We start from the raw sequence: 22,747 nt of genomic DNA on the forward strand, positions 1-22,747 counted from the left end.
TTGCGCATTATATTTATTGCAATACAATTGCAGTTTTCTAAATAAGTAGTATCTTTGCACCCGCCTTTATGGGCTGGTACACAAACCTTAAGTGTAAAAATGATGAAGCTGAAGGAGTTTTTTATTCCTTTTTCGGGATTAAAGTTGGGGAAGCACGAGTTTGAGTATGATATTGATAATACGTTCTTTGAATCTTTTGAATACCAAGAGTTTAATGATGCTTCTGTGCATATTACCGCTATATTGGACAAGATGAACAATATGATGGAATTGGACATTGAGGCAAAGGGGACCGTAAATGTAGATGGTGATTTAACCGGCGAACCATTTGACCAGCCGATTTTATCAAATTTACATCTAGTGATTAAGTTTGGGGAAGAGTATGACGATGAGAATGACGAAATATTAGTTATTCCCCATGGCGAACATAAAGTCAATATTTCTCAGTACATCTATGAAATGTTGGTGCTTGCAGTTCCACAAAAAAGAATCCACCCGGGAGTACTGGATGGAACCTTACAATCAGAAATCTTGGATAAGCTAGAAGAATTGCAGCCAAAAGAAGTCAAAGAAGAATCAGAAAATACAGATCCCAGATGGGATGATTTAAAGAAGTTATTAACGGATAAATAGGTATATAATGGCACATCCTAAAAGAAAAATCTCGAAAACCAGAAGAGATAAAAGAAGAACTCATTACAAGGCAACTGCTCCAACAATTGCTAAAGATTCTGCAACAGGAGAAATGCACTTGTATCATAGAGCACATTGGCACGAAGGTAAATTGTACTATCGCGGTCAAGTGTTAATAGACAAAACAGAAGAAGAAACTGCTGCTTAGTGGTTAACTTTTTAAAAATTATTGACTCTCGTTTTTTTATAACGGGAGTTTTTTTATGGAATAAAGTTAATTTTAAAAACCAGCTCTTTTTGACTAAAAAGTCGTGGAAAATGACTATTTTTCACCGTTTTTGGGTCAATTCTTAATGTTTTTGACAAAAAGGACACTAATATGAAAAAACAAACAGCAGCTATTACAGCTGTAGGAGGATATGTTCCCGATTTCGTTTTATCCAACAAAGTGTTGGAGACCATGGTAGATACCAATGACGAATGGATTACTTCTAGAACAGGAATAAAGGAAAGAAGAATCTTAAAAAAGGAAAACGAAGGAACTTCATATTTGGCGATCAAAGCAGCCGAAGATTTAATAAAGAAAAGCGGCGTAGACCCATTGGAGATAGATTTTGTTTTGGTGGCCACAGCTACACCAGATATTCCAGTAGCTTCCACAGCGGCATATGTAGCTTCTCAGATAGGGGCCATTAATGCGTTTTCATATGATCTTCAGGCGGCATGTTCCAGCTTCTTGTTCGGTATGTCCACGGCCGCGAGTTATATAGAATCAGGAAGGTATAAAAAAGTACTCTTGATCGGAGCGGATAAGATGTCGTCGATTATTGATTATACTGATCGAACAACATGTATCATATTTGGCGATGGAGCTGGTGCGGCACTTTTTGAGCCCAATGAAGAGGGTTTGGGATTACAAGACGAATATTTAAGATCAGATGGCATAGGACGTCAGTTCTTAAAAATTGATGCAGGAGGTTCTATTTTGCCAGCATCAGAAGAAACAATCAAGAACAAAAGACATTATGTTTACCAAGATGGGAAGTCGGTATTTAAATTTGCCGTATCCAATATGGCCGATGTTTCTGCCTTGATTATGGAGCGTAACAACCTTGGGCATGAAGATGTGCAATGGTTGGTGCCACACCAAGCAAACAAGCGTATTATTGACGCTACAGCAAATAGAATGGGAGTAGATAGTGATAAGGTGATGATAAATATTCACAAGTACGGAAACACCACTTCTGCAACCCTGCCATTATTATTATTCGATTATGAAAAACAACTCAAAAAAGGAGACAATCTTATTTTTGCTGCTTTTGGAGGAGGTTTTACATGGGGGTCCATTTATCTAAAATGGGCATATAATTCTTAAAAAGCACAATTAACTAAATCATATTCCATGGATATTAAGGAAATTCAAAGTCTAATCAAGTTTGTAGCCAAATCAGGTGCTAGCGAGGTGAAGTTGGAGATGGAAGACATCAAGATTACCATTCGTACAGGAAGCGAATCCGTTACACCAGAAACTACAATCGTACAGCAAATTCCTATGGCTCAAGCTCCGGTGGCTCCAGTGGCGGCTGCACCAGTAGCTGTAGAGGCGACTTCTTCAGAAACGGAACAAGCGGCGCCAGCGGCCGATGACTCAAAGTATATCACTATTAAATCTCCAATAATTGGCACGTTTTATAGAAAACCATCTCCAGACAAACCTGTTTTTGTTGAGGTGGGGAGCACCATTAACCAAGGAGATGTGCTTTGTGTAATTGAAGCAATGAAATTATTCAATGATATTGAGTCAGAAGTTTCTGGTAAAATTGTTAAGGTATTGGTTGATGATTCTTCACCTGTAGAGTTTGACCAGCCCTTATTTTTGGTTGACCCTTCCTAATCAGATTCCAATAGTTCAAATTTCAAAACCCGTGTAGAGGGATTTCGAGATGAAAACTTTAGGGCCTAACATGAAAAACTATGTTTAAAAAAATATTGATTGCAAATAGAGGAGAGATTGCATTACGTATTATACGGACATGCAAGGAAATGGGGATCAAGACAGTGGCAGTATATTCCAAGGCAGATGAAGAGAGCCTTCATGTGCGTTTTGCGGACGAAGCTGTCTGCATTGGCCCTGCACCAAGCCATGAATCCTATTTGAAAATACCAAACATTATAGCAGCTGCAGAAATCACTAATGCAGATGCAATTCACCCAGGATATGGATTTCTTTCTGAGAACTCCAAATTCTCCAAGATATGCGCTGAACACGAGATCAAGTTTATTGGCGCCTCTGGAGATCAGATTGATAAAATGGGAGACAAGGCCACGGCCAAGGAGACCATGAAAAAAGCAGGTGTTCCAACAATTCCTGGTTCTGAGGGATTATTGAAGGATGTTGCTGATGCCAAGAAAATAGCCAAGAAAATGGGCTATCCCGTAATGATCAAAGCCACTGCGGGTGGTGGTGGAAAAGGAATGCGTGCCGTTTGGGCAGAAGATGAAATGGAAAGCAGTTTTGAAAGTGCGGTACAAGAAGCCACGGCCGCATTTGGCAATGGTGGAATGTACATGGAAAAGTTGATAGAGGAACCTCGCCATATAGAAATCCAAATTGTTGGTGATCAGTATGGTAAGGCCTGTCATTTATCTGAAAGAGATTGTTCGGTCCAGCGTAGGCACCAAAAACTGACTGAGGAGACCCCATCCCCATTTATGACCGATAAGCTTAGGGACGACATGGGGAAAGCTGCTGTTAAAGCTGCTGAATTTATTAAATATGAAGGAGCTGGAACAGTAGAATTTTTGGTCGATAAACACCGTAATTTCTATTTTATGGAGATGAACACCCGTATTCAGGTTGAACATCCCATTACAGAACAAGTAGTTGATTACGATTTAATCCGTGAGCAGATTTTAGTAGCGGGAGGCGTGCCTATTTCCGGAAAAAATTATCTGCCAAAACTGCACTCAATAGAATGTAGAATCAATGCAGAGGATCCCTATAATGATTTTAGACCTTCACCTGGTAAAATAACAACACTACATACACCAGGGGGGCATGGAATACGATTGGATACCCACGTATATAGTGGATATATGATTCCGCCAAACTACGATTCTATGATTGCCAAGCTAATAACTACGGCCCAAACTAGGGAAGAGGCAATCAATAAGATGCGCAGGGCACTTGATGAATTTGTAATTGAAGGTGTGAAAACGACAATCCCGTTCCATAGACAATTGATGGATCATCCAGATTATTTGGCGGGGAATTATACTACCAAATTTATGGAAGATTTTGAAATAGACACAAAATATCAAGATTAAAGCAACCCCGATGAAAGTCGGGGTTTTTATTTGATGGAATTAAGCTATTGGGAATATAAAACATGGTTGTCCAATGTAGATTTTGCAGTTATTGGAAGCGGTATCGTTGGTCTTAACTGCGCATTACATTTAAAAGAAAAGTATCCTAAAAGTAAAGTTTTAGTATTGGAAAAAGGCCCTTTACCTCAAGGGGCCAGCACCAAAAATGCTGGATTTGCCTGTTTTGGAAGTATTTCAGAACTGTTGTCCGATCTAAACACACATTCAGAGGAAAATGTTGTCGACTTGGTCAAGAAACGATGGGAAGGGATACAGGTTTTACGAACCCTTCTAGGAGACAAGGCAATTGGATTAGAACAGCATGGAGGACATGAACTTTTCCTAAAAAAAGATACTGTATTGTTTGAAAGGTGCTTAGAAGGTATGGATGCTTTAAATAAGCTGTTGAAACCCATTTTTGGGGCTGCCCCTTTTCTGAAAACCAAGAATGTTTTTGGATTTGAAAACATTCAAGACACTTATATTACCCAAGGATTTGAAGGACAATTGGACACGGGGAAACTGATGTCCACTTTGGTTGAAAAATGCTTAAAGACAGGAATACAAATTTTGAATGGTGTTGTTGTCAAGAAGCTTCAAGATTCTGGAAACACTGTTGAAGTGCAGACAAAAGAATTTTCTTTCAATGCTAAGAAAACATATATTGCCACCAACGGCTTTGCTTCGGAATTGTTAAAAAGCGAGACAGTACACCCCGCCAGAGCTCAAGTTTTAATTACAAAACCGATCAGTAAACTTAAGATCAAAGGAACCTTTCATTTTGATGAAGGGTATTATTATTTCAGAAATGTGGATGACCGTATTCTTTTTGGCGGAGGTCGCAACATGGATTTTGAAGCAGAAAAAACATCTTCTTTTGGAAAAACGGCACTTGTTCAAGATGAACTTGAAAGACTCCTCAATACGGTTATATTTCCAAACCAAAAAATTGAAATTGATTATAGCTGGAGCGGAATAATGGGAGTGGGGCCACAAAAAACGCCTATTGTTAAACAGGTATCCAACAATGTTTATTGTGGAGTTCGCTTGGGGGGAATGGGAATTGCCCTAGGTAGTTTGGTCGGAAAAGAACTGGCCAATCTTTCTAATTAGATCATTCTTCCATCTAAAAGGTTGATAACACGAGACCCGTATTCGGCATTTTTCTCAGAGTGGGTCACTTGGATAATGGTCACCCCTTCATTGTTTAATTGCTTAAACAATTCCATGATTTCCTCTCCTTGCTTGGAGTTCAAATTCCCAGTGGGTTCATCGGCCAGAATCAGTTTTGGACTGGAAATCAATGCTCTTGCAATACCCACCAATTGCTGTTGTCCACCACTCAACTGAGCTGGAAATAAGTCTTTCTTTCCCACAATATTAAAGCGATCCAACATATCGGCAACCATAGCTTTACGCTCAGAGCCTTTAAATTTTTTATAAAGCAACGGCATCTCTAAATTCTCTTTTACGGTTAATTCATCCAATAGATGATAAGATTGAAAGACAAAACCAATATATTCTTTGTACAAATTAGCCCTGTGCTTTTCTTTAAGTGTGTGAACAGACTCATCTAAAAAATTATATTCTCCTTCATCAAAGGCGTCTAACATGCCAATAACGTTCAATAAGGTAGACTTACCAGAGCCAGATGGCCCCATAATAGAAATAAACTCACCTTCTTCCACATTTAGGTTGATGTCCTTTAATAAAAAGATACGTTGGCCACCAGAGTTGACCCATTTAAAAATATTGTTAAGTTGTAAAAGCATAATTATGTTTTATAAATTGAACTTATTCTGTTCTTAAACTATCTACAGGATTCACCGAGGCAGCTTTTAAGGTTTTTCCTCCTACTGTAATAAAGGCAATTACTGTGGCCAATAGCCCGGCGCCTATAAAAAACCAAACACTGAGCGAAATATGAAAAGCATATCCCTGTAACCACTGGTTCAATGCATACCATGCTATGGGAGTGGCTATGACAAAAGCTACTCCTACCAGTTTTAAAAAATCTTTCGTCAGTAATAATGTAATGGAGGAAACACTTGCCCCAATAACTTTGCGAACTCCTATTTCCTTTGTTCGTTGCGCAACTACCAGTAGCGAAATAGCAAAGAGACCAATACAACTTAAAACAATACCCAGTATTGAACCACTGGTTATTATTGTGGTCATCATTTTTTCACGCCTGTATGTGCGATCAATATTTTCATCTAGAAAGGAACCTTGAAACTCGGCATTGGGCTCAATTTTCTCCCAAGCAGTTTTTAGAAACTCAAAAGACTTGGATAATGTACCCGGAGCAACTTTTACATAAGCATAATATAGGTCCCAATCGCGGTTCATAAATAGGGTAAGTGGCTCAATTTCTTTGGTGATTTTTTGAAAGTTGAAATCCTTTATAACTCCTATAACAGTATATGCGATTGAATCATCCATCATAATTTTGACAGAAATTGGATCGGTTTCATTCAGTTCCTTTACCATGGCTTGGTTAATTACGAGGCTAAGACTGTCCGCTTTAAATTCAGGACTAAAGGTTCTTCCAGAGAGCAGTTCAATATCCAGCGTTTTAAGGTAATCGTGGTCCACGGTAAGTATATTTGTGGTTACCCCTCGTTGTTTATGGTCAAAACCCCATTTACTGGTAGATAGACTGCCATCTCTTCCTCTTCCCAGATTGTTATCTGCTCCCGTAACTTCCAAAATATTGGGATTGTTTTGGAGTTCTTCACGTAGCAGATTTATTACTCTATAACTGTCTTTTTTTCCGTTTAGGGGGATTGAAATTACCTGTTCTTTGTTATATCCAAGGTCTTTGTCGCGCATAAACTGAAGCTGCCCTTGTAGCACCAAAGTGCCACTTATCAAAATAATGGCAATGACAAATTGAACAACGATGAGGACATTCCTAATACCGTTCTTTCCCATTTCCCATTTCCCTTTCAATGCACGAAGGGTGTTCATTTTACTCAACAACAAAGCGGGATAACCTCCTGCAATAAAGATAATTAGGAACATGGCCACAAAAAAACCAAGAAGAATGGAAGGTTTGGTTAGGTTGGCCAAGGTAGCCTCAGTGTTAAAAAGTATCTTGAAGGGGTCGATAAGTAAATTTCCCAGTACTAAACCTAGGAACAAGGCAGTCACAAATATCAAAAGGCTTTCTGTCCAAAATTGAAAGAATAACTGTCCTTTTATGGCTCCCAATGTTTTTCGCATCCCAATTTCCTTAAGTCGTTTTTCACTAAGGGCAATGTTCATGTTAATAAAATTGGCACATGCAATAAAGATGATCAAAAAGGAGATGCCCAATATTAGATAGGGAAAAGTGCGTTGCACCTGTATACTACCGCTGGCATATGAAACAAAATGCACATCTGTATAAGGAAGAAGATGAAACTGTTTGTATTGGTTATTGGCATCTGGCTGCGCCCCATCCCTAACTAGATTTTCAATGTTTTCGCTGTAATGCATGTTGGTGAACTCCCAGGTGTTTTTTTCAAACTGATCAGCGGATACACCCTTGTCCAATTCAACATAGACTTCATGAAAGTTGGAATCCCATACATCTAAATTCTCGGCATAATCGGAATGGTTTTCAAAAGGAATGGCAATCTGAAAATCTACACTACTATTTGTTGGAAGGTCTTTAAGAATTGAAGAAATGGTAAAGGGGCGATCCTCTTTCCCTAGCAGTAAGTAGATTGTTTTTCCAATAGCATTAGTATCTCCAAATAACAGTTGTGATGTTCGTTCAGTGATGGCAACGGACCTCTTGTCCGAAAATGGATGGTTTCCATTCCCCAATACAATGGGATAGCTGAACATTGCAAAAAAGTCGGGGTCTACATAATGTGCATCCAAAACCAATTCTTTCTCTTGGTAGGTTACCAGAGCATCTTCACTAACAGCTCTTGTAATCTGTTTTATCCCTGGAACTTCATTTTTTAAGGAAGGAGCCAAGGGAACGGGACTTGCGGTACTCGTTCTGGTACCCTTGGGTGTTTGATTGGAAAGTGCCAGTTGGTAAATAGAATCTTTGTTGGTGTGAAACTGATCATAGGACAACTCAAACAAGGCGGTCATTGACAAAAGAATGGCCACGGCAAATGCAAGGGTCAAGCCAATTACGTTTGCAAGCGTAAACACCTTGTTTTTAAGAAGGTTCCTCCAAGCTATTTTCAAGAAGAGTTTATACATAGATTCTATTTTTTATTCTGTTCGGAGGCTTTTAATTGGATTGGCCAAAGAAGCTTTCAAGCTTTGATAACTTACCGTTGATAATGCGACAATCAACACAGTAAATCCTGCAAGCACAAATACCCACCATTGAAGCTCAATGTGAAACGCATATTCTTCCAACCACTTGCTCATTACATACCAGGCTATGGGAATGGCCAGAACAAAAGCCACAAAAACAAGTTTTAAAAAATCCTTTGAAAGCATATTTACCAACCTTAGAGCACTTGCACCCAAAACCTTTCTTACCCCAATTTCTTTGAAACGTTGTTCCGTCATAAAGGCAGAAAGCCCATAAAGCCCTAAACAAGAAATAAAAATGGCGAGTATAGCAAATACCTTAAAGATTGACCCCATTTGCTGTTCTCCTTTATATTGGGAATCCAAATTAGCATCCACAAAATTGTAAACCATAGGGTAGGCAGGGTTTAATGTATGGTAGATATTTTCAAGAGCTGCAATGGTGCTCTCCGTGCTCTTAGGGCTTGTTCTTACAACAGCAAGGTTGCCGAAACCACCATGTCGAATTACCAAGGGTTCTATGGCATATTGCAGTTGTTTATAATTAAAATCCTTAACGACTCCAATTATGGTTCCCTTTCTTTCTTTAAAAGTGAGAGTTTTGCCTAAGATGTTTTCCAGATTGCCCCCCATTACTTTGACTGCAGTTTCGTTGATTATGTAGTCATTGTTTTCAGATGAGGTTTTTGAAAATCCTCTGCCATTTAGAAGGGTCATTTGAAAAACATCCAAGAAGTTTTCATCCGCTCTAATACTTGGAAAAAGTATTTGTTCATTGGGATCTTTGCCCTCCCAATGAATATCAAAATCGCCAGTAACAAGATTGGCAGGTAGATCGGATATAATGGAAAAATTGTTTGTCAAGGGATTTTCGGCCAATGCGGCTTTTAATGCATCTTGTTTTCCCCACATTTCACCTTCCATTGGAACGTATACTAAATTGGATTTGTCGTACCCTAAATTTTTGTTTTTAATGAATGTCAATTGTTTGTAAATAACCGTTGTGCCAATCAACAACAATACTGAAACCACGAACTGGGAAACCACTAGACCATTTCGGAACAGAAGATTGTATTTTGAGAGCTTCAATCTTCCCTTTAAAACTTTGATTGGCTTAAATCCAGAAAGAAACAAAGCGGGATAACTTCCAGAAATGAGACCTGTTATAAGAGCAATGAAGAGTAGAGTCGACCAAAGCAACGGATCTGTAAGGCTAAATACAAGTTCTTTTTGAGAAAGGTGGTTAAATGCTGGTAAAAACAAGTACACAAGACCTATGGCAAGGACCAAGGATAAGAAAGAAATTATTAGAGATTCACCCAAAAACTGAAGAATAAGTTGCCTACGTCCAGCTCCAATTACTTTGCGCAAACCTACTTCTTTTGCCCTTCTAGAGGATCGCGCTGTTGCCAGGTTCATATAATTGATACATGCAACTATCAAAATAATAAAAGCAACAAGGAAGAAGATGTTTACATATTGAATATTCCCATGGCCGGGTAAATCTATCTGCAAATCTGAATGTAGATGAATATCTTTTAAAGGCTGTAAATTAAAAATAATCTCATACTCGGGTGCCCGTTCTGCGTAGATTTGATTGATTTTGGCCACCATTTTGGAAAACTTTTCTGGGGTGGATATGGCGCTTTCCTCAAACTGGAAATAACCATAAAAATTAAAGCTGTTCCAAACCTTATTTACCAAATCACTGTCATTTTTGGCATGATAGGTCATTGGTATTATAATATTGAACTGTAAATGGGAATTGGACGGGACATCCGCTAATACGCCCTTTACCGTAAAGGTGTCCCCATTATCAATCTTAATGGTTTTGCCCAAAGCACTTTCCGCACCAAAATATTTCTTTGCCGTAACTTCTGTTATTAAAATACCATCAGGGCTGTCAAGAGCGGTTTTGGATTCTCCTTCAATCAAGGGAAAGGTAAACACATCCAAAAAATTGGGGTCCGCGTAAAAAACAGGCCCTTCTTTAAATTTTTGATCATCTATTTCTACTAAGGCCTCAAAGGGTGCGCTTAAACGAAGACTAGATTTTATTTCTGGTATTTGATTGGGCAACTCCTCGACCATACCTGCGGGACTTACCGCAGCTTTGAAATTTTCATTTGCTTCAGCTGTAAGCCTATATATGTTGTCCACATTGGAATGAAAGGTATCATAACTGGACTCATTCTGCACCCATAATAAAATGAGAATACTACAAGCCATGCCAATGGTAAGCCCCCCTATGTTTAAAAGGGAATACCATTTGTTTTTTACAAAGTTTCTCCATGCAGTCCTGATATGATTTCTTAACATGATTTTATTTTTTAATGATTCATTCCGTTCGTAAACTTTTTGCAGGATCCGCCAGGGCAGCTTTAATGGCTTGAAATCCAATTGTTGATAATGCTATTGCCACAGTTAAAATGCCTGCAAAGGCAAAAACCCACCATGTAATGGTAATCTTATATGCAAAGTCCTCTAACCAACTATCCATAAAATAATATGCAAGAGGTGAGGCAATTAATATGGCAAGTGAAACTAGTTTTAGAAAATCCTTTGAAATAAGAGCGGTGATACTTTTTACGCTGGCTCCCAACACTTTTCTAATTCCAATCTCTTTTGTTCGTTGTTTGGCCATAAATGTTGCCAGACCAAATAGGCCTAGACACGATATAAGGATTGAGATAAAGGCAAAGTAATAGGTTAGGTCACCTGTTAAAACTTCGCTCTTATATTTTGCCGCATATGATTGGTCCAAAAAATCATAATGCAGGGGAACATCTGGCAATACGGTATTAAAGGCTTTTTGTAAAGATGCTAAGGCCTCCTTGGTTTTTTTTGCCTCTAACTTTACAAACATCATTCCCGCATCATTGGGATCCAAAAGGAAAACAGAGGGCTGTATGGCCTCATAAAGAGATCTGTTGTGAAAATCTTTGAGTACGCCAATAATGTTTCTTTGTTTTCCCCAGAGTTGGATGGTCTTTCCAATGGGGTTCTGAATCCCCATAAGGTCAATGGCTTTTTGATTGACAACAATGTTCATGGTGTCTTTACTTCCTTCGCGGTAATAAGACCCTTCGGCCATAGAAACATCAAATACTTCTGGAAAATTATGAGCTGTCCATAACAATGAAAACTCTATGTTTTCTTGCTCTACGGCCTTTCCTGGCCACACAACACCACTTGTTGATGAACGAACATCCAAGGGGGAAGGGCCCACAAGGGTAACATCTTCAATACCGTTGGATGCAATGAGTTCGTTTCGCAAAGCATTGTATTTTTCTGTAAGATTTTCATCTTGATGAATTGAAACAATGTGATCTTTGGCTATCCCTAAGTCTTTGCCATTAATGTAGTTCACTTGCAACTTGACAATTATGGCAGCCACGATCAGTAGTATGGTCAATCCAAATTGAAGAACCACCAAACCTTTCCTAAAAGAAGTTGCACTCTTTTTTTCTCGGCTCTTTCCTTTAAGGGCCTCAACCGGCTTAAAAGAGGAAATTACCATTGCCGGATAAGCTCCTGAAAAAAGAGTAGTACAAATAAAAACACTCAAAATGCTAACCCAAAAGATAGGTTTGGTAAAATCCACCTGGAGCGTTTTATCTACAAAACTGCTAACACTTGGCAGTAAAAGCATCGCTAAAACAAATGCAATAACAAATGCAATTGATGTGATTATGGAGGTTTCAGAAAGAAATTGTAAAATGAGGGCATTTTTCCTTGCGCCAACCACTTTTCTTACCCCTATTTCTCCAGAACGTTTGGTAGCATAAACCGTGGATAGGTTCACAAAATTGATACAAGAAACTATCAAAAGAAAAAAGGCTGCTATTGTAAATATGCGAACATATTCAATACGTCCTCCACTAACTTGTGCTTGTTCGTTGAACTTGCCATAGAGGTAACTGTCTGAGAACTTTTGGAGAAAACACCCTTCTTTGTTTTCCCCTTTAATGTTGTTTTGAAAGAGTGTGTTCAATTTTGAGGAAACCAATTGCGAATCTGCCCCCTCTTTCAATAAAAACACCCCTTGCATACCGTTACTTCCCCATTCATTGACCCACTCTCGGTCATTTAGAAATTTTTGAAAACTGTAATAAAAATCATTTTGGATGGAAGAACTACTGGGGAAGTCTTTGTAAACAGCTTCCACTGTAAAATCTCCATTATCCATAATTTCAATACTTTTCCCCATGGCAATACTTTTCCAATTTTGCCCCCAAATACGGTTGGCCAGACTTTCTGAAATTGCAATGGCTTCAGGTTTTTTATCCAGTTGTGTAATATCACCTTGAATTACAGGAAAGGAAAATCCGTAAAACAAATCTGCATTGGCAAAAGTTCCGGCAGCCCTAAAATCATTATTGTCCACTTTCAGATTGTCTTCAAAAGTGTGGCCTATGGTAAGGTATTTTTCTATCTCTGGTAATTGTTCAGTAGCAGTTCTAAGCAATGGATAGGAAGAATTATCATACACGTCTAAAACACCATGTTCCAAGGGCACGGTCCTTTTAACCAAGTAAAGCCTATCATCATTCTCATGAAACCTATCCATGCTTTGTTCATCATGCACCCAAAGCAGCATGAGAAAAGATACGGTCAATGCCAATGATAGACCAAAAATGTTTATGAAGAAGTAGGACTTGTTTTTTATGAGGTTTCTCCACGCAATTTTAATATGATTTTTAATCATGGCTGTTTTTTTATTCTGTTCTTAAGCTTTTTATTGGATTGGACCGGGCAGCTTTGATGGCCTGAAAACTCACGGTCAAAATCGTAACTCCCATTGCCCCCAACATGGCCAAGGCAAAAATCCACCACTTTAGGATCACGCGATATGGGTATTCTTGTAACCAGCCATTCATAATGTAATAGGCTATGGGAACGGCAATAAAACAGGAAACAGTCACCAACTTTAAAAAGTCCTTTGAAAGCATGTTCCATACATTGAAAACGGATGCACCCAATACTTTTCTAACCCCTATTTCTTTGGTGCGCTGTTCTGCAACAAAAGAGGTTAAACCAAATAAACCAAGACAGCTGATCAGGATGGCCAGCGCAGTAAATATGCCCGATAATGTTCCGATACGTTGCTCTGCAGCGAATTTTTCAGCATACTCTTCATCCACAAAATCATACTCAAATGGTATTGCCGGAAAGTTTTCTTTAAAAACTCGTTCAATAACGGCAAGGTTCTGATTTGCACTTTGGTTTGGGTTCAACCTTAAGTTGTAATAACTAAAATTAAAATGCCTGTCATAAACATACAATCCTTGCTTTACAGGTTCATAAGGAGATTGAGCGATCATATCTTCAACCACGCCAATAATTTTTAATGGCGGATTAGGGTCTTCTTCATCACTATCTCTTAATAATTGTCCAATAGGGTTTTCAAGACCCAAATATTTAACGGCGGTTTCATTAATGAGAACCCCAAGGGAATCAGTTGCCATATCGCGAGAGAAATCTCTTCCCTGAACAATTTTTAAGTTGAGGGTTTTTGCATATTCTGGGGAGACCTCTGTCCATGCCAAATCCTCCTGAAAACCTTCGGGCTTTCCCTCCCATGTAAAGCCACTTCTATTTGACCAAATTCGAGTTGTTGGACTGCTAGAGGTTGCCATTTCAACCGCTGCTCCAGAGTTGATAAACTGCTCGCGCATCAAATCGGTTTTCCCCTCAAAATCCTGGCTGAACGTAGGTACTTGAATCAAGCCTTCTTTATCATAACCAATGGGCCTATTTTTAGCATGGTTGATTTGTTGCATAACAATTACGGTTCCTATAATAAATGCAACGGAAACCGTAAATTGTAGTACTACCAAAATCTTTCTTGGAAGTCCTGCATATTTACCTGCTTTGAAAGTGCCTTTTAAAACATCTACCGGCTTGAAGGAAGACAGGTAGAGCGCAGGATAACTACCCGCCAATAAAGCAGTAAATGCAATGAAAAGCAATGAAACCAACCAGAAACCGGGATTGCTCCAAGGAAATTCAATTTCTTTTCTTGCTAGTTCATTAAATCCGTTTAAACATAGTAATACAATTGATATTGCCATTAGATAGGCGAACAGCACCACTAAAAATGACTCACTTAAAAATTGATTTATCAACTGTCTTCTTTGAGAGCCTATGGATTTTCTAATACCGACCTCTTTAGCTCTTTTCTCTGATCGCGCAGTACTTAGGTTCATAAAGTTTATGCATGCCAACAATAGTACAAAAGCGCCAATAATACCAAAGAGCCAGACGTATTTTATGCGACCGCCGACTTGTTTTCCATTTTCAAAATTATTGCGCAAGTACCAGTCATCCATGGGCAACAGAAAGATTCTTGGATTAAATTCGGCAGTATCTTCATTGGCATCTTTTTTAATGTTCAATATAGCGTTGGTCACACTTTCCATTGTGGTGTTTTCAGCAATTTGCACAAAGAGTTGGAAAGAATTATTGCCCCAATTGTCCAATGAGTTTTCAATCCATTCATTGGTGTTCACATAATGTGTCCAAGGCATTATATATTTTAAATCCCGAAACGAGCTGTTGTAGGGCATATCTTTATAAACGGCACTAACCATCATGTCATGCTCATTACTGATTCGCACTGTTTTTCCAATAGGATTTATATCGCCAAATAGAGCATCAGCCGTAGATTCTGACAGCATTATGGAATTCACTTCACGAAGCCCGTCTTTTTCTCCTTTCAAAACCTCAAGGCCCAATAACTCGGGTGCTTCACGTTGCATGTAATTGCCAGGTCTGGAAAGGTAGGTTTCTTCATATTTTAGGTAGGAGTCATTGGTCCAAGAGGACATGATTAGATACTTAAAATTATCATTAAACCCATTTCTTAATGCAGGCGCTAACGGTAAAGGAATAGCAGGCCCAGTTCCAGTGTTGTTATTAAATGTTTGTGATTGGAAAACTTGGGCAAATTTAGCCTTATTGGCAAAGTTTTTATCATGGGTCAGCTCATCCTGTATCCAAAGACCAATGATTAGCGTAACGGCCATCCCCAAGGCTAGACCACCAACGTTAATAAGCGTGTAGGCCTTGTTCTTTGTTAAGTTCCTCCAGGCTATTTTTAAATAATTCTTTAACATTACAGTTTGTTTTTTGATGTGATTATTCTGTTTTGAGGCTTTTAACAGGATTTACTACGGCTGCTTTTATGCTTTGATAGCTTACGGTTAAAATGGAAATCAAGGCTGCTAAAAATGCTGCAAGTATAAATACCCACCAGCCCATTTGAATCCTATAGGAAAAGTCCTCCAACCACTTATCCATGGCAAACCACCCAAGGGGGAGAGAAATAAGAATGGAAACCCCTACCAATTTTAGAAAATCTATGGTTAGCTTATAGGTAATTTGGCCAACGCTGGCCCCCAATACTTTCCTAACCCCAATTTCTTTGGTTCTTTTTTCAGCATTAAAAGCGGCTAAACCAAATAATCCAAGGCATGCGATTAATATGGAAAGGGTGGTGAAAATGAAAAAAATATGGCTTAGACGCTGTTCTGATCTATAGGTCTTATCGAAGGAGTCTTCCATAAAATAATAATCGAAAGGTTGCCCAGGGGCCGCCTTGTTCCAAATGCTCTCAATGCTTTTAATGGCATTGGAAAAATTACCTGCCTCCAGTTTTACAGCGAGTGAATATGCCCAATCACCCAAGTGGAGACTCAAAGATTCTATTTCCTCCCTAAAAGGAGAAAAATGAAAATCCTTAACCACTCCAATGATGGTATAGTATTTTGGGTTTTCAGAACCCATATCAGGAGTATAGCGCTTGCCAATAGCTTCGTTAGGTGGAACTCCAATAACAGTCAATGCGGATTCATTGATAATGATACTGGTGGAATCATTTTTATATTGTCTGTCAAAATTTCTCCCAGCAATTATTTTAAAACCCATCGTTTGAACATAATCGTAGTCAACACCCCAGCGTTGCATGCTCAGAGCATTCTCCTGGTCTGAAGCACCCTCTTCAGGAGTAAAAGTGCTGTCTGACCTACTCGAAGGAGTTGGAAAAAAGCTGCTTAAGGTGGCGTTCTTAACAATGCCCAAGCTCTGTACCTCTTCTTTAAATGAGGTCACTTGATTGCCTATGGCAAACACATCATTGATGATGAGCACTTGATCTTTTGAAAAACCTAAATCTTTATTCTGAATATATTTTAATTGCTGATAAACAACCAAAGTGCTAACAATTAGAAAAACGGAAATTGCAAATTGAAATATGACCAGCCCATTTCGAATTTTCCCACCACCAAGATTATTGCCACTTGATCCTTTGAGCACTTTTACCGGCATAAACTTTGACATAAAGAACGCAGGGTAGCTACCTGAGAAAAACCCCAAAACAACACCTGATGCTAATAGAATTAGCCAAAAAATTGGATTTGCATACGGTATGGAAATAGCCTTATCTGCCAAATTATTGAAAAAGGGCAGTGCAATTATAGCTATTAGAATGGCCAACAGAAGTGCACCAAAAGAAACCAATCCCGATTCTATCAAAAACTGACGGATAAGCTCCCCTTTCCTGGAGCCCAATGTTTTACGAACGCCTACTTCCTTAGCCCTTTTTAGAGAATGTGCAGTAGAAAGGTTCATAAAATTGACACAGGCCAGAACAATTAGAAATATAGCTATGAAAGAGAGAATGTATATGCTTTTAATATCATTGTTTGCACTTATTTCTGCTACGCGATCAGATTTTAGATGGATATCAGTTAATGGTATTGTGCTATAGATTAAGTGATTTCCTGCTGCTTTGAACTGCTCCTCTGTAATACCCGGCATAAATTGTTGTACTCCAGGAACCACATATTTACCCAAAAAACCACGCAAAGGTTCTTGTATATTATCAACATTGGCATAAGGGATAAGTTTCGCAAAGGTTTGGTAATTATTACTGCCCCAATTCACTATGCGGGAATCATCGTAACCAGCCATTGCCATAAAAACGGTATGATCTCTTAGAAATGAATTGTTTGGGAAATCATCAATTACTCCTGTTACCGTGTACGTTTCCTGATTGTTCAATAAAAGTACTTGGCCTAAAGCTTCATTAACTCCAAAATGTTTTTCTGCGGCGGTTTTGGTCAGGACCAAAGTTTGAGGCAATTTGAGAGCTGTATTTACATCTCCGGTTAAAAGTGATACCCCAAACATTTTGAAAAACGTAGAGTCTACATAGGTGGTTTGCAGCTCTTTTACATTCACTTCGGTGTCTGTTTTTCTGATTAAAGCACTACCCCTTGTCCTAAATCGTGTGGTCAATTCAACTTCTGTAAAGTCATTGTCAACTGCTTCTGCCAGTGGTGCTGGAGTTACAGCAAATTCACGTGCTTCACCACCAAACTTTATATCTACATTGATTCTATGTATGCGATCTGCATCTGCGAACATTTTGTCAAAACTCAATTCATCGTAGATATATAATGAGATTAGAAGTCCGCCAGCCATACCTATAGCAAGGCCAAAGATGTTCAGAAATGTAAAAAACGGCTGTTTTTTAAGATTTCTCCAAGCAATTTTGATATGATTTTTAAACATGATCTTTCGTTTTTAGTGTATTTTATTCTGTCCTTAGACTTTTTAATGGTTGAATTAACGCTGCACTTATGGACTGATAGCTTATAGTGAGCATAGCTATACTCAATGCAATTAGCCCTGCCATAATAAAAGTGGTCCAATCCAATCCTGTTTTGTATGCGAAATCCTCCAACCATCGGCTCATCACATACCATCCAACAGGTATGGCCATAATAATTGAAACACCAACAAGTCTCAAAAAGTTAATGCTCAACAGACTATATATATTTTTGAAAGAAGCTCCTAAAACCATACGAATGCTGATTTCCTTTTTGCGCTGCTCTACCATAAATGCTGATAGTGCAAATAACCCTAAGCATGCAACAAGAATTGCTAAAATTGAGAAAGAAAGAAAAATGGTTCTTATCCGGGTTACATTGGCATACATTTTAGTAAAAGAGTCGTTCATAAAAGCGTACCGAAATGCCATATTGGGGGAAAATTCATTCCATTTTCTTTCCACCTCTTTCAAGAGGGAAGCGATGTCTCCTGTACCTACTTTTAAAGAAATTATGGAAGGGCTAATGCCTCTAAAAAAACATAGCGGTTGCACTTCTTGCTTTAAAGAATTAAAATTGAAATCTTCAACAACACCAATTACTTCGTAAAGCCTACCATACCTGGATATTTTTTTACCAATGGGATTATCAAGGTTAAGTTTTTTGGCCATGGTCTGATTGATTACAATAGATTCATCATCACTAATCTTATCTATGGAGAAATTTCTTCCTTCCACCAATTTAATCCCCAAGGTTTCCAGATAATCTTCATCCACTACCCAAGCCTGTCCGGGAACGGTTTCGTCCACATTATCTCTACCTTCATTTACAAAGCTATTGCCATTTCTTTTTGTTCCTTCAAGAGGCAAATAGTCACTTATACTTGCATTGGTGACCCCGTTTATTTTTTTAAGCTCATCCTTAAAAGTATCTACCTTATCACCCATAATATTGGTTCCGTAGAGCTGAATTACTTCTTCTTTTTCAAAACCTAGTTTAGAGTTGAGAATAAAATCCATCTGCTGATTTACAATAAGGGTTCCAATGATTAAAATAATTGAAATGGTAAATTGAAATACAACAAGGCCACTTCGTAATGCATTGGATTTACTGCCAGTGCTAAGCTTGCCCTTAAGTACAGCTACTGGACGAAATCTTGATAAATAAAAAGAGGGGTACAAACCTGCAAGCAAACCTACCGTCAATGCGGAAGTAAAAAGAAGAGGAACAAACAGGGGGCTAGCAAACGGCAAACTCAATGCTTTTCCAGAGATGCGGCCAAAAAGCGGCATCATTAACCAAGCTATTGCCAAGCCTATAACAAAGGAAATGAAAGAAAGTAAAACAGACTCAGTCAAAAATTGACCAACGAGATAACGTTTGGGCGCCCCTACTACTTTTCTAACCCCTACCTCTTTGGCTCTATTCGCGGATTTAGCAGTTGAAAGATTTACAAAATTGATGCTGGCAATGACCAAAATAAACAAGGCCACTATACCAAAAATCCATATAATCTTAATGTCGTTTCTTGAGCTGGCCTCAAAATCAATGTCATTTGAATATAGATTTATATCGGTCAAAGACTGTAATCCAATGGAAAGTCGATCTTCGAGATTTCCTGCCATGGCAAACCCACCTGCTTCAAACGCGGGCATTAGGTAATCTTTGATGATATGATTTGAGATTTTCTTTTGAACCTGCGGGATATTCGTTCCACTCTTCAGGGTGATGTAGGTAAAATAGTTGTTTTGTGTCCATCTTGTTTGTTCCCCTTCCCCAAATTCAACACCGGACAGGGTTAGCATAAAATCGTAATCTAAGTGGGAGTTGCTGGCGAAGTCTTCCATAACCCCATTGATTCGAAATGGTTGGTCATTGTTTCCATTTAGATATATTGATTTTCCCACCGGATTACTTTCTCCAAAGTACTTTTCAGAAATGCTATTGGAAATCACAATAGTACCTGGTTCGCTAAGGGAAGTTGGCGCATTTCCATAGACCATTTGGATATCCATAATGTCCATAATGGACTGATCCGCATAAGCAAAGCCATCCTCATGATATTGCGTGGGGCTCCCTTCCAATCGAATTTCATTACTGCCCGCTCCATAAAACAATCCGTTATCCATTATTCTTCCCGCATTTTCAACTTCAGCAAAATCATTTAGCACAGTACTTGCCATAATGGCTGAAAAATGAATGCCACCCCTTACATTACCATCCTGGATAATGGCATTGGTCATTCGATAAATGTTGTTGGAATTTGCTACATGTTTGTCATAACTACTCTCATGGATGATGTAAATTGAAATTAGGATACAGGCGGCTACACCAAAACTAAGACCAATGATGTTGATTAAAGTGAACCCCTTGTTTTTTAAGAGACTTCTCCACGCGACTTTTATATAGTTCTTTAGCATGATGTTTCGTTTTTTGATTTATTATTCTGTTCTCAAGCTTTTTACAGGACTTGCAACTGCCACTTTTAGTGTTTGGTAACTAATGGTAATCAGCGTAATTGCCATTATGGAAATTATGGCGAAGACAAAAACCCACCAATGTATTTCAGTTCTGTAAGCGTAACCTTGAAGCCATTGCTCCATTAAGTACCATGCAATTGGTGTTGCAAGTACACCAGCGATAAGAATAAGTTTGAAAAAATCTACCGTGAACAGGGTCAAAATATTGACAACGTTGCTCCCCAACACTTTTCTTATTCCGATTTCCTTAGTGCGTTGTCCCACAAAAAATAGGATGAGGCCATATAGTCCCAAACAACCAATTAATATTGCTAGGCCAGAAAACACTTTGGAAAGTGATAAATACCGTTGTTCTGTTTCATATTGTTTAGCAACCCTTTCATCCAAAAAGCGATATTCAAAAATATATCCAGCAAAAGCGTCTGACCATGTTTCTCCAATTTGATCTAAAGTGGAGGCTGTATTTTGGTGATTTATTTTAAGGGCAATCTCTCCATACCAATTGTTGTTTGCGGTAATAAAAACAGGATTAATCTGCTCCGTAAAATTGGAATCGTGAAAATTTTGTACCACACCGACTATGGTTCCGGTCATTCTTCCACCGTTAACCTCTATTTTTTTTCCAATTAGTTCTTCCGAGGTAGCTAGGCCTAATTTTTCGCCAAGCCTTTCATTTACAAGCAGCTCTGTAATGAGGGAATCACTTTCAAAGAAGTTTCTGCCCGCCACAAGAGGGATGTTAAAAGTTTTTAAATAGTTTACATCTCCTATTTTTGCCTCTATACTAAACTCTTCAACTTCAGGTCTGTTATGATACTTTACTCCTGTTCCCCAATTATTTTCAGCTGCGCCAGGGCTACTTAAACATGCGGAAACATTTTGTACTCCAGTAATTTGGCTTAATCTCTCTTTTAAACTATTAAGCTTAATGCGTTCTATATCTGTAGGTATTTCTACCATGACAATGGATTCCTTATCAAACCCTAAATCGGTATTTACAGCGTAATCAATCTGTCTTGAGATAATCAAGGTGGCAGCAATAAGGGTGATGGATATTGCAAACTGTGCAATTACCAACACCTTTCTGGTAGTAGTGCCTCCTGTGTCGCTATGGCTTAGTTTCCCTTTAAGTGCGAGTACGGGAACAATGCGAGCCATTAATATTCCTGGGTAACTTCCAGATAAGAATGCAACCAAGGTTAGGATCAAGGTTAAAAATCCGAAGAATCTATAATTTAAAAGATCCCTCCAGGATAATTGTAGTTCAAAAAGATTATTGAACGAGGGAAGAAAAGCCAAAGCAAGAGCAACACCCAATATGATTGCAAACAGGCTGATCACAAAAGTTTCGGATAAGAACTGCCAAAATAAATGTTGTTTAAAACTCCCCAGGACCTTACGAACCCCAATTTCCTTGGACCGATAAAAAGCCTGCGCGGTTGAAATATTGATGAAGTTGATACAAGCTATTGTAATTAAAAACAAGCCAATGATTGCAAACACCCATAAAAGAACAGGATCCAAACCGCCATAAAGGGGATTGAAATGAATATCCGATAGCGGTTGTAGTTTATAAATGTGTTTGTTCTTTTGCTTTGGTCTATGTTTTTCAGGGAGTTCGAGCAAAACGTTTTCAATAGATGAAATATTTTGGCCTGGATTTAAAAGAGCGTAAGTCTGCAGATTACTGGTTATCCCTCCCCAACTTTCCGAAGCTGCAAACTCAAAAAAATCATTTAGGTTTTCAAAAGAGACAAAAACCTCCCGATCTAAAAAGGTGGTTTTGGGAATGTTTTTTAGAACACCGGTAATTTCTATTGTCTTTTCATTTTGTAAAACAAAAGTTTCTCCTACAACATCTGTTTTTCCGAACATTTTTAGCGAGACCGCTTCCGTAAGTACAGCCGTATTTGGTGCTGAAAGAGAGATGTTATTGCTGCCATTGACCAGAGGGTAGTTGAAAATCTTGAAGAAATCTTCCTCCACAAAAGCTACATCTTGTTTAAACTTATCGGTTACTCCATTCTTCTCAACATCTATTATAAGGCCATCTTGGCTTGAGATTTTAGCTACCTTATCTGCATACTCATAGTCCTCCCTAAAGGTCTTGGCAAAAGCAGGTGGAACACTGGGTTCAAACTCTATTAAATCTCTATGCTCCTCCGTGGCCATTCTATAAATACGATCAGAGTTGGCATGGAAAGTATCAAAAGAAAGATGATAGCTTAAGAACAAATAAATTAAGATGCCGCTACCAAAACCAATGGCAAGGCCCAAAATATTAATGGCCGTAAAGACTTTTCTTTTTTGAAGGTTCCTCCAGGCAATTCTTATATAGTTCTTAAGCATGATGATTGTTTTTTGATTGTTGAATAAACTCCTCGAGTT

14 protein-coding genes are annotated in these 22,747 nt (G+C 38.5%); 6 read left to right on the forward strand and 8 right to left on the reverse strand.

From position 1 onward, the window contains the following. The first annotated feature begins 99 nt into the window (after window positions 1-99). The 6 genes from DKG77_RS03710 to DKG77_RS03735 all read left to right on the forward strand — a co-directional run bounded on the left by DKG77_RS03710 (window position 100) and on the right by DKG77_RS03735 (window position 5,112). The gene (locus DKG77_RS03710) at window positions 100-633 is read left to right on the forward strand and encodes a YceD family protein (protein ID WP_109660306.1); all 534 of its coding nucleotides are present in this window, start codon (window positions 100-102) and stop codon (window positions 631-633) included. A 7-nt stretch (window positions 634-640) separates the two neighbouring features. Then, window positions 641-841: a 50S ribosomal protein L32 gene (gene rpmF / locus DKG77_RS03715; RefSeq protein ID WP_109660308.1), complete on the forward strand. Its 201-nt coding sequence runs from the start codon at window positions 641-643 to the stop codon at window positions 839-841. Between the two features lie 171 nt (window positions 842-1,012). Next, the gene (locus DKG77_RS03720) at window positions 1,013-2,008 is read left to right on the forward strand and encodes a beta-ketoacyl-ACP synthase III (protein WP_109660310.1); all 996 of its coding nucleotides are present in this window, start codon (window positions 1,013-1,015) and stop codon (window positions 2,006-2,008) included. Window positions 2,009-2,035: 27 nt separating this feature from the next. Continuing rightward, a complete protein-coding gene (accB, locus tag DKG77_RS03725) occupies window positions 2,036-2,527 on the forward strand; it encodes an acetyl-CoA carboxylase biotin carboxyl carrier protein (protein ID WP_109660312.1) in 492 nt (163 codons plus the stop codon). Window positions 2,528-2,607: 80 nt separating this feature from the next. Continuing rightward, on the forward strand, window positions 2,608-3,960 hold the full coding sequence (gene accC / locus DKG77_RS03730; RefSeq protein WP_109660314.1) for an acetyl-CoA carboxylase biotin carboxylase subunit: 1,353 nt from the start codon (window positions 2,608-2,610) through the stop codon (window positions 3,958-3,960). Between the two features lie 33 nt (window positions 3,961-3,993). Continuing rightward, complete coding sequence (locus DKG77_RS03735; RefSeq protein ID WP_109660316.1) at window positions 3,994-5,112, forward strand: NAD(P)/FAD-dependent oxidoreductase; 1,119 nt, start codon at window positions 3,994-3,996, stop codon at window positions 5,110-5,112. On the opposite strand, the gene DKG77_RS03740 is transcribed toward DKG77_RS03735, so the two are convergent. From DKG77_RS03740 to DKG77_RS03775, 8 genes are read right to left on the reverse strand one after another with little or no spacing between them, the layout of a single operon-like run. Continuing rightward, the gene (locus DKG77_RS03740; protein ID WP_109660318.1) at window positions 5,109-5,771 is read right to left on the reverse strand and encodes an ABC transporter ATP-binding protein; all 663 of its coding nucleotides are present in this window, start codon (window positions 5,769-5,771) and stop codon (window positions 5,109-5,111) included. The two genes, DKG77_RS03735 and DKG77_RS03740, sit on opposite strands and share 4 nt — an antisense overlap. Before the next feature lie 22 nt (window positions 5,772-5,793). Further along, entirely contained in the window at window positions 5,794-8,205 is a 2,412-nt protein-coding gene (locus DKG77_RS03745; protein ID WP_109660320.1) for an FtsX-like permease family protein, read from the reverse strand. 12 nt (window positions 8,206-8,217) lie between these two features. Further along, the gene (locus DKG77_RS03750; protein WP_109660322.1) at window positions 8,218-10,584 is read right to left on the reverse strand and encodes an ABC transporter permease; all 2,367 of its coding nucleotides are present in this window, start codon (window positions 10,582-10,584) and stop codon (window positions 8,218-8,220) included. Window positions 10,585-10,603: 19 nt separating this feature from the next. Continuing rightward, on the reverse strand, window positions 10,604-12,973 hold the full coding sequence (locus tag DKG77_RS03755) for an FtsX-like permease family protein (protein WP_109660324.1): 2,370 nt from the start codon (window positions 12,971-12,973) through the stop codon (window positions 10,604-10,606). Window positions 12,974-12,983: 10 nt separating this feature from the next. After that, window positions 12,984-15,383, reverse strand: a complete 2,400-nt coding sequence (locus tag DKG77_RS03760) for an ABC transporter permease (protein WP_109660326.1) — start codon at window positions 15,381-15,383, stop codon at window positions 12,984-12,986. A 22-nt stretch (window positions 15,384-15,405) separates the two neighbouring features. Then, the gene (locus tag DKG77_RS03765; RefSeq protein WP_109660328.1) at window positions 15,406-17,841 is read right to left on the reverse strand and encodes an ABC transporter permease; all 2,436 of its coding nucleotides are present in this window, start codon (window positions 17,839-17,841) and stop codon (window positions 15,406-15,408) included. 22 nt (window positions 17,842-17,863) lie between these two features. After that, window positions 17,864-20,299 carry an ABC transporter permease gene (locus tag DKG77_RS03770; RefSeq protein WP_109660330.1) on the reverse strand — a complete coding sequence of 812 codons (2,436 nt, stop codon included), beginning with the start codon at window positions 20,297-20,299 and terminating at the stop codon, window positions 17,864-17,866. Window positions 20,300-20,320: 21 nt separating this feature from the next. After that, on the reverse strand, window positions 20,321-22,708 hold the full coding sequence (locus tag DKG77_RS03775; RefSeq protein WP_165819343.1) for an ABC transporter permease: 2,388 nt from the start codon (window positions 22,706-22,708) through the stop codon (window positions 20,321-20,323). Between the last annotated feature and the right edge of the window lie 39 nt (window positions 22,709-22,747).

Origin of the sequence: Flagellimonas aquimarina, assembly GCF_003149745.1 — a bacterium.
Lineage (GTDB): Bacteria > Bacteroidota > Bacteroidia > Flavobacteriales > Flavobacteriaceae > Flagellimonas > Flagellimonas aquimarina.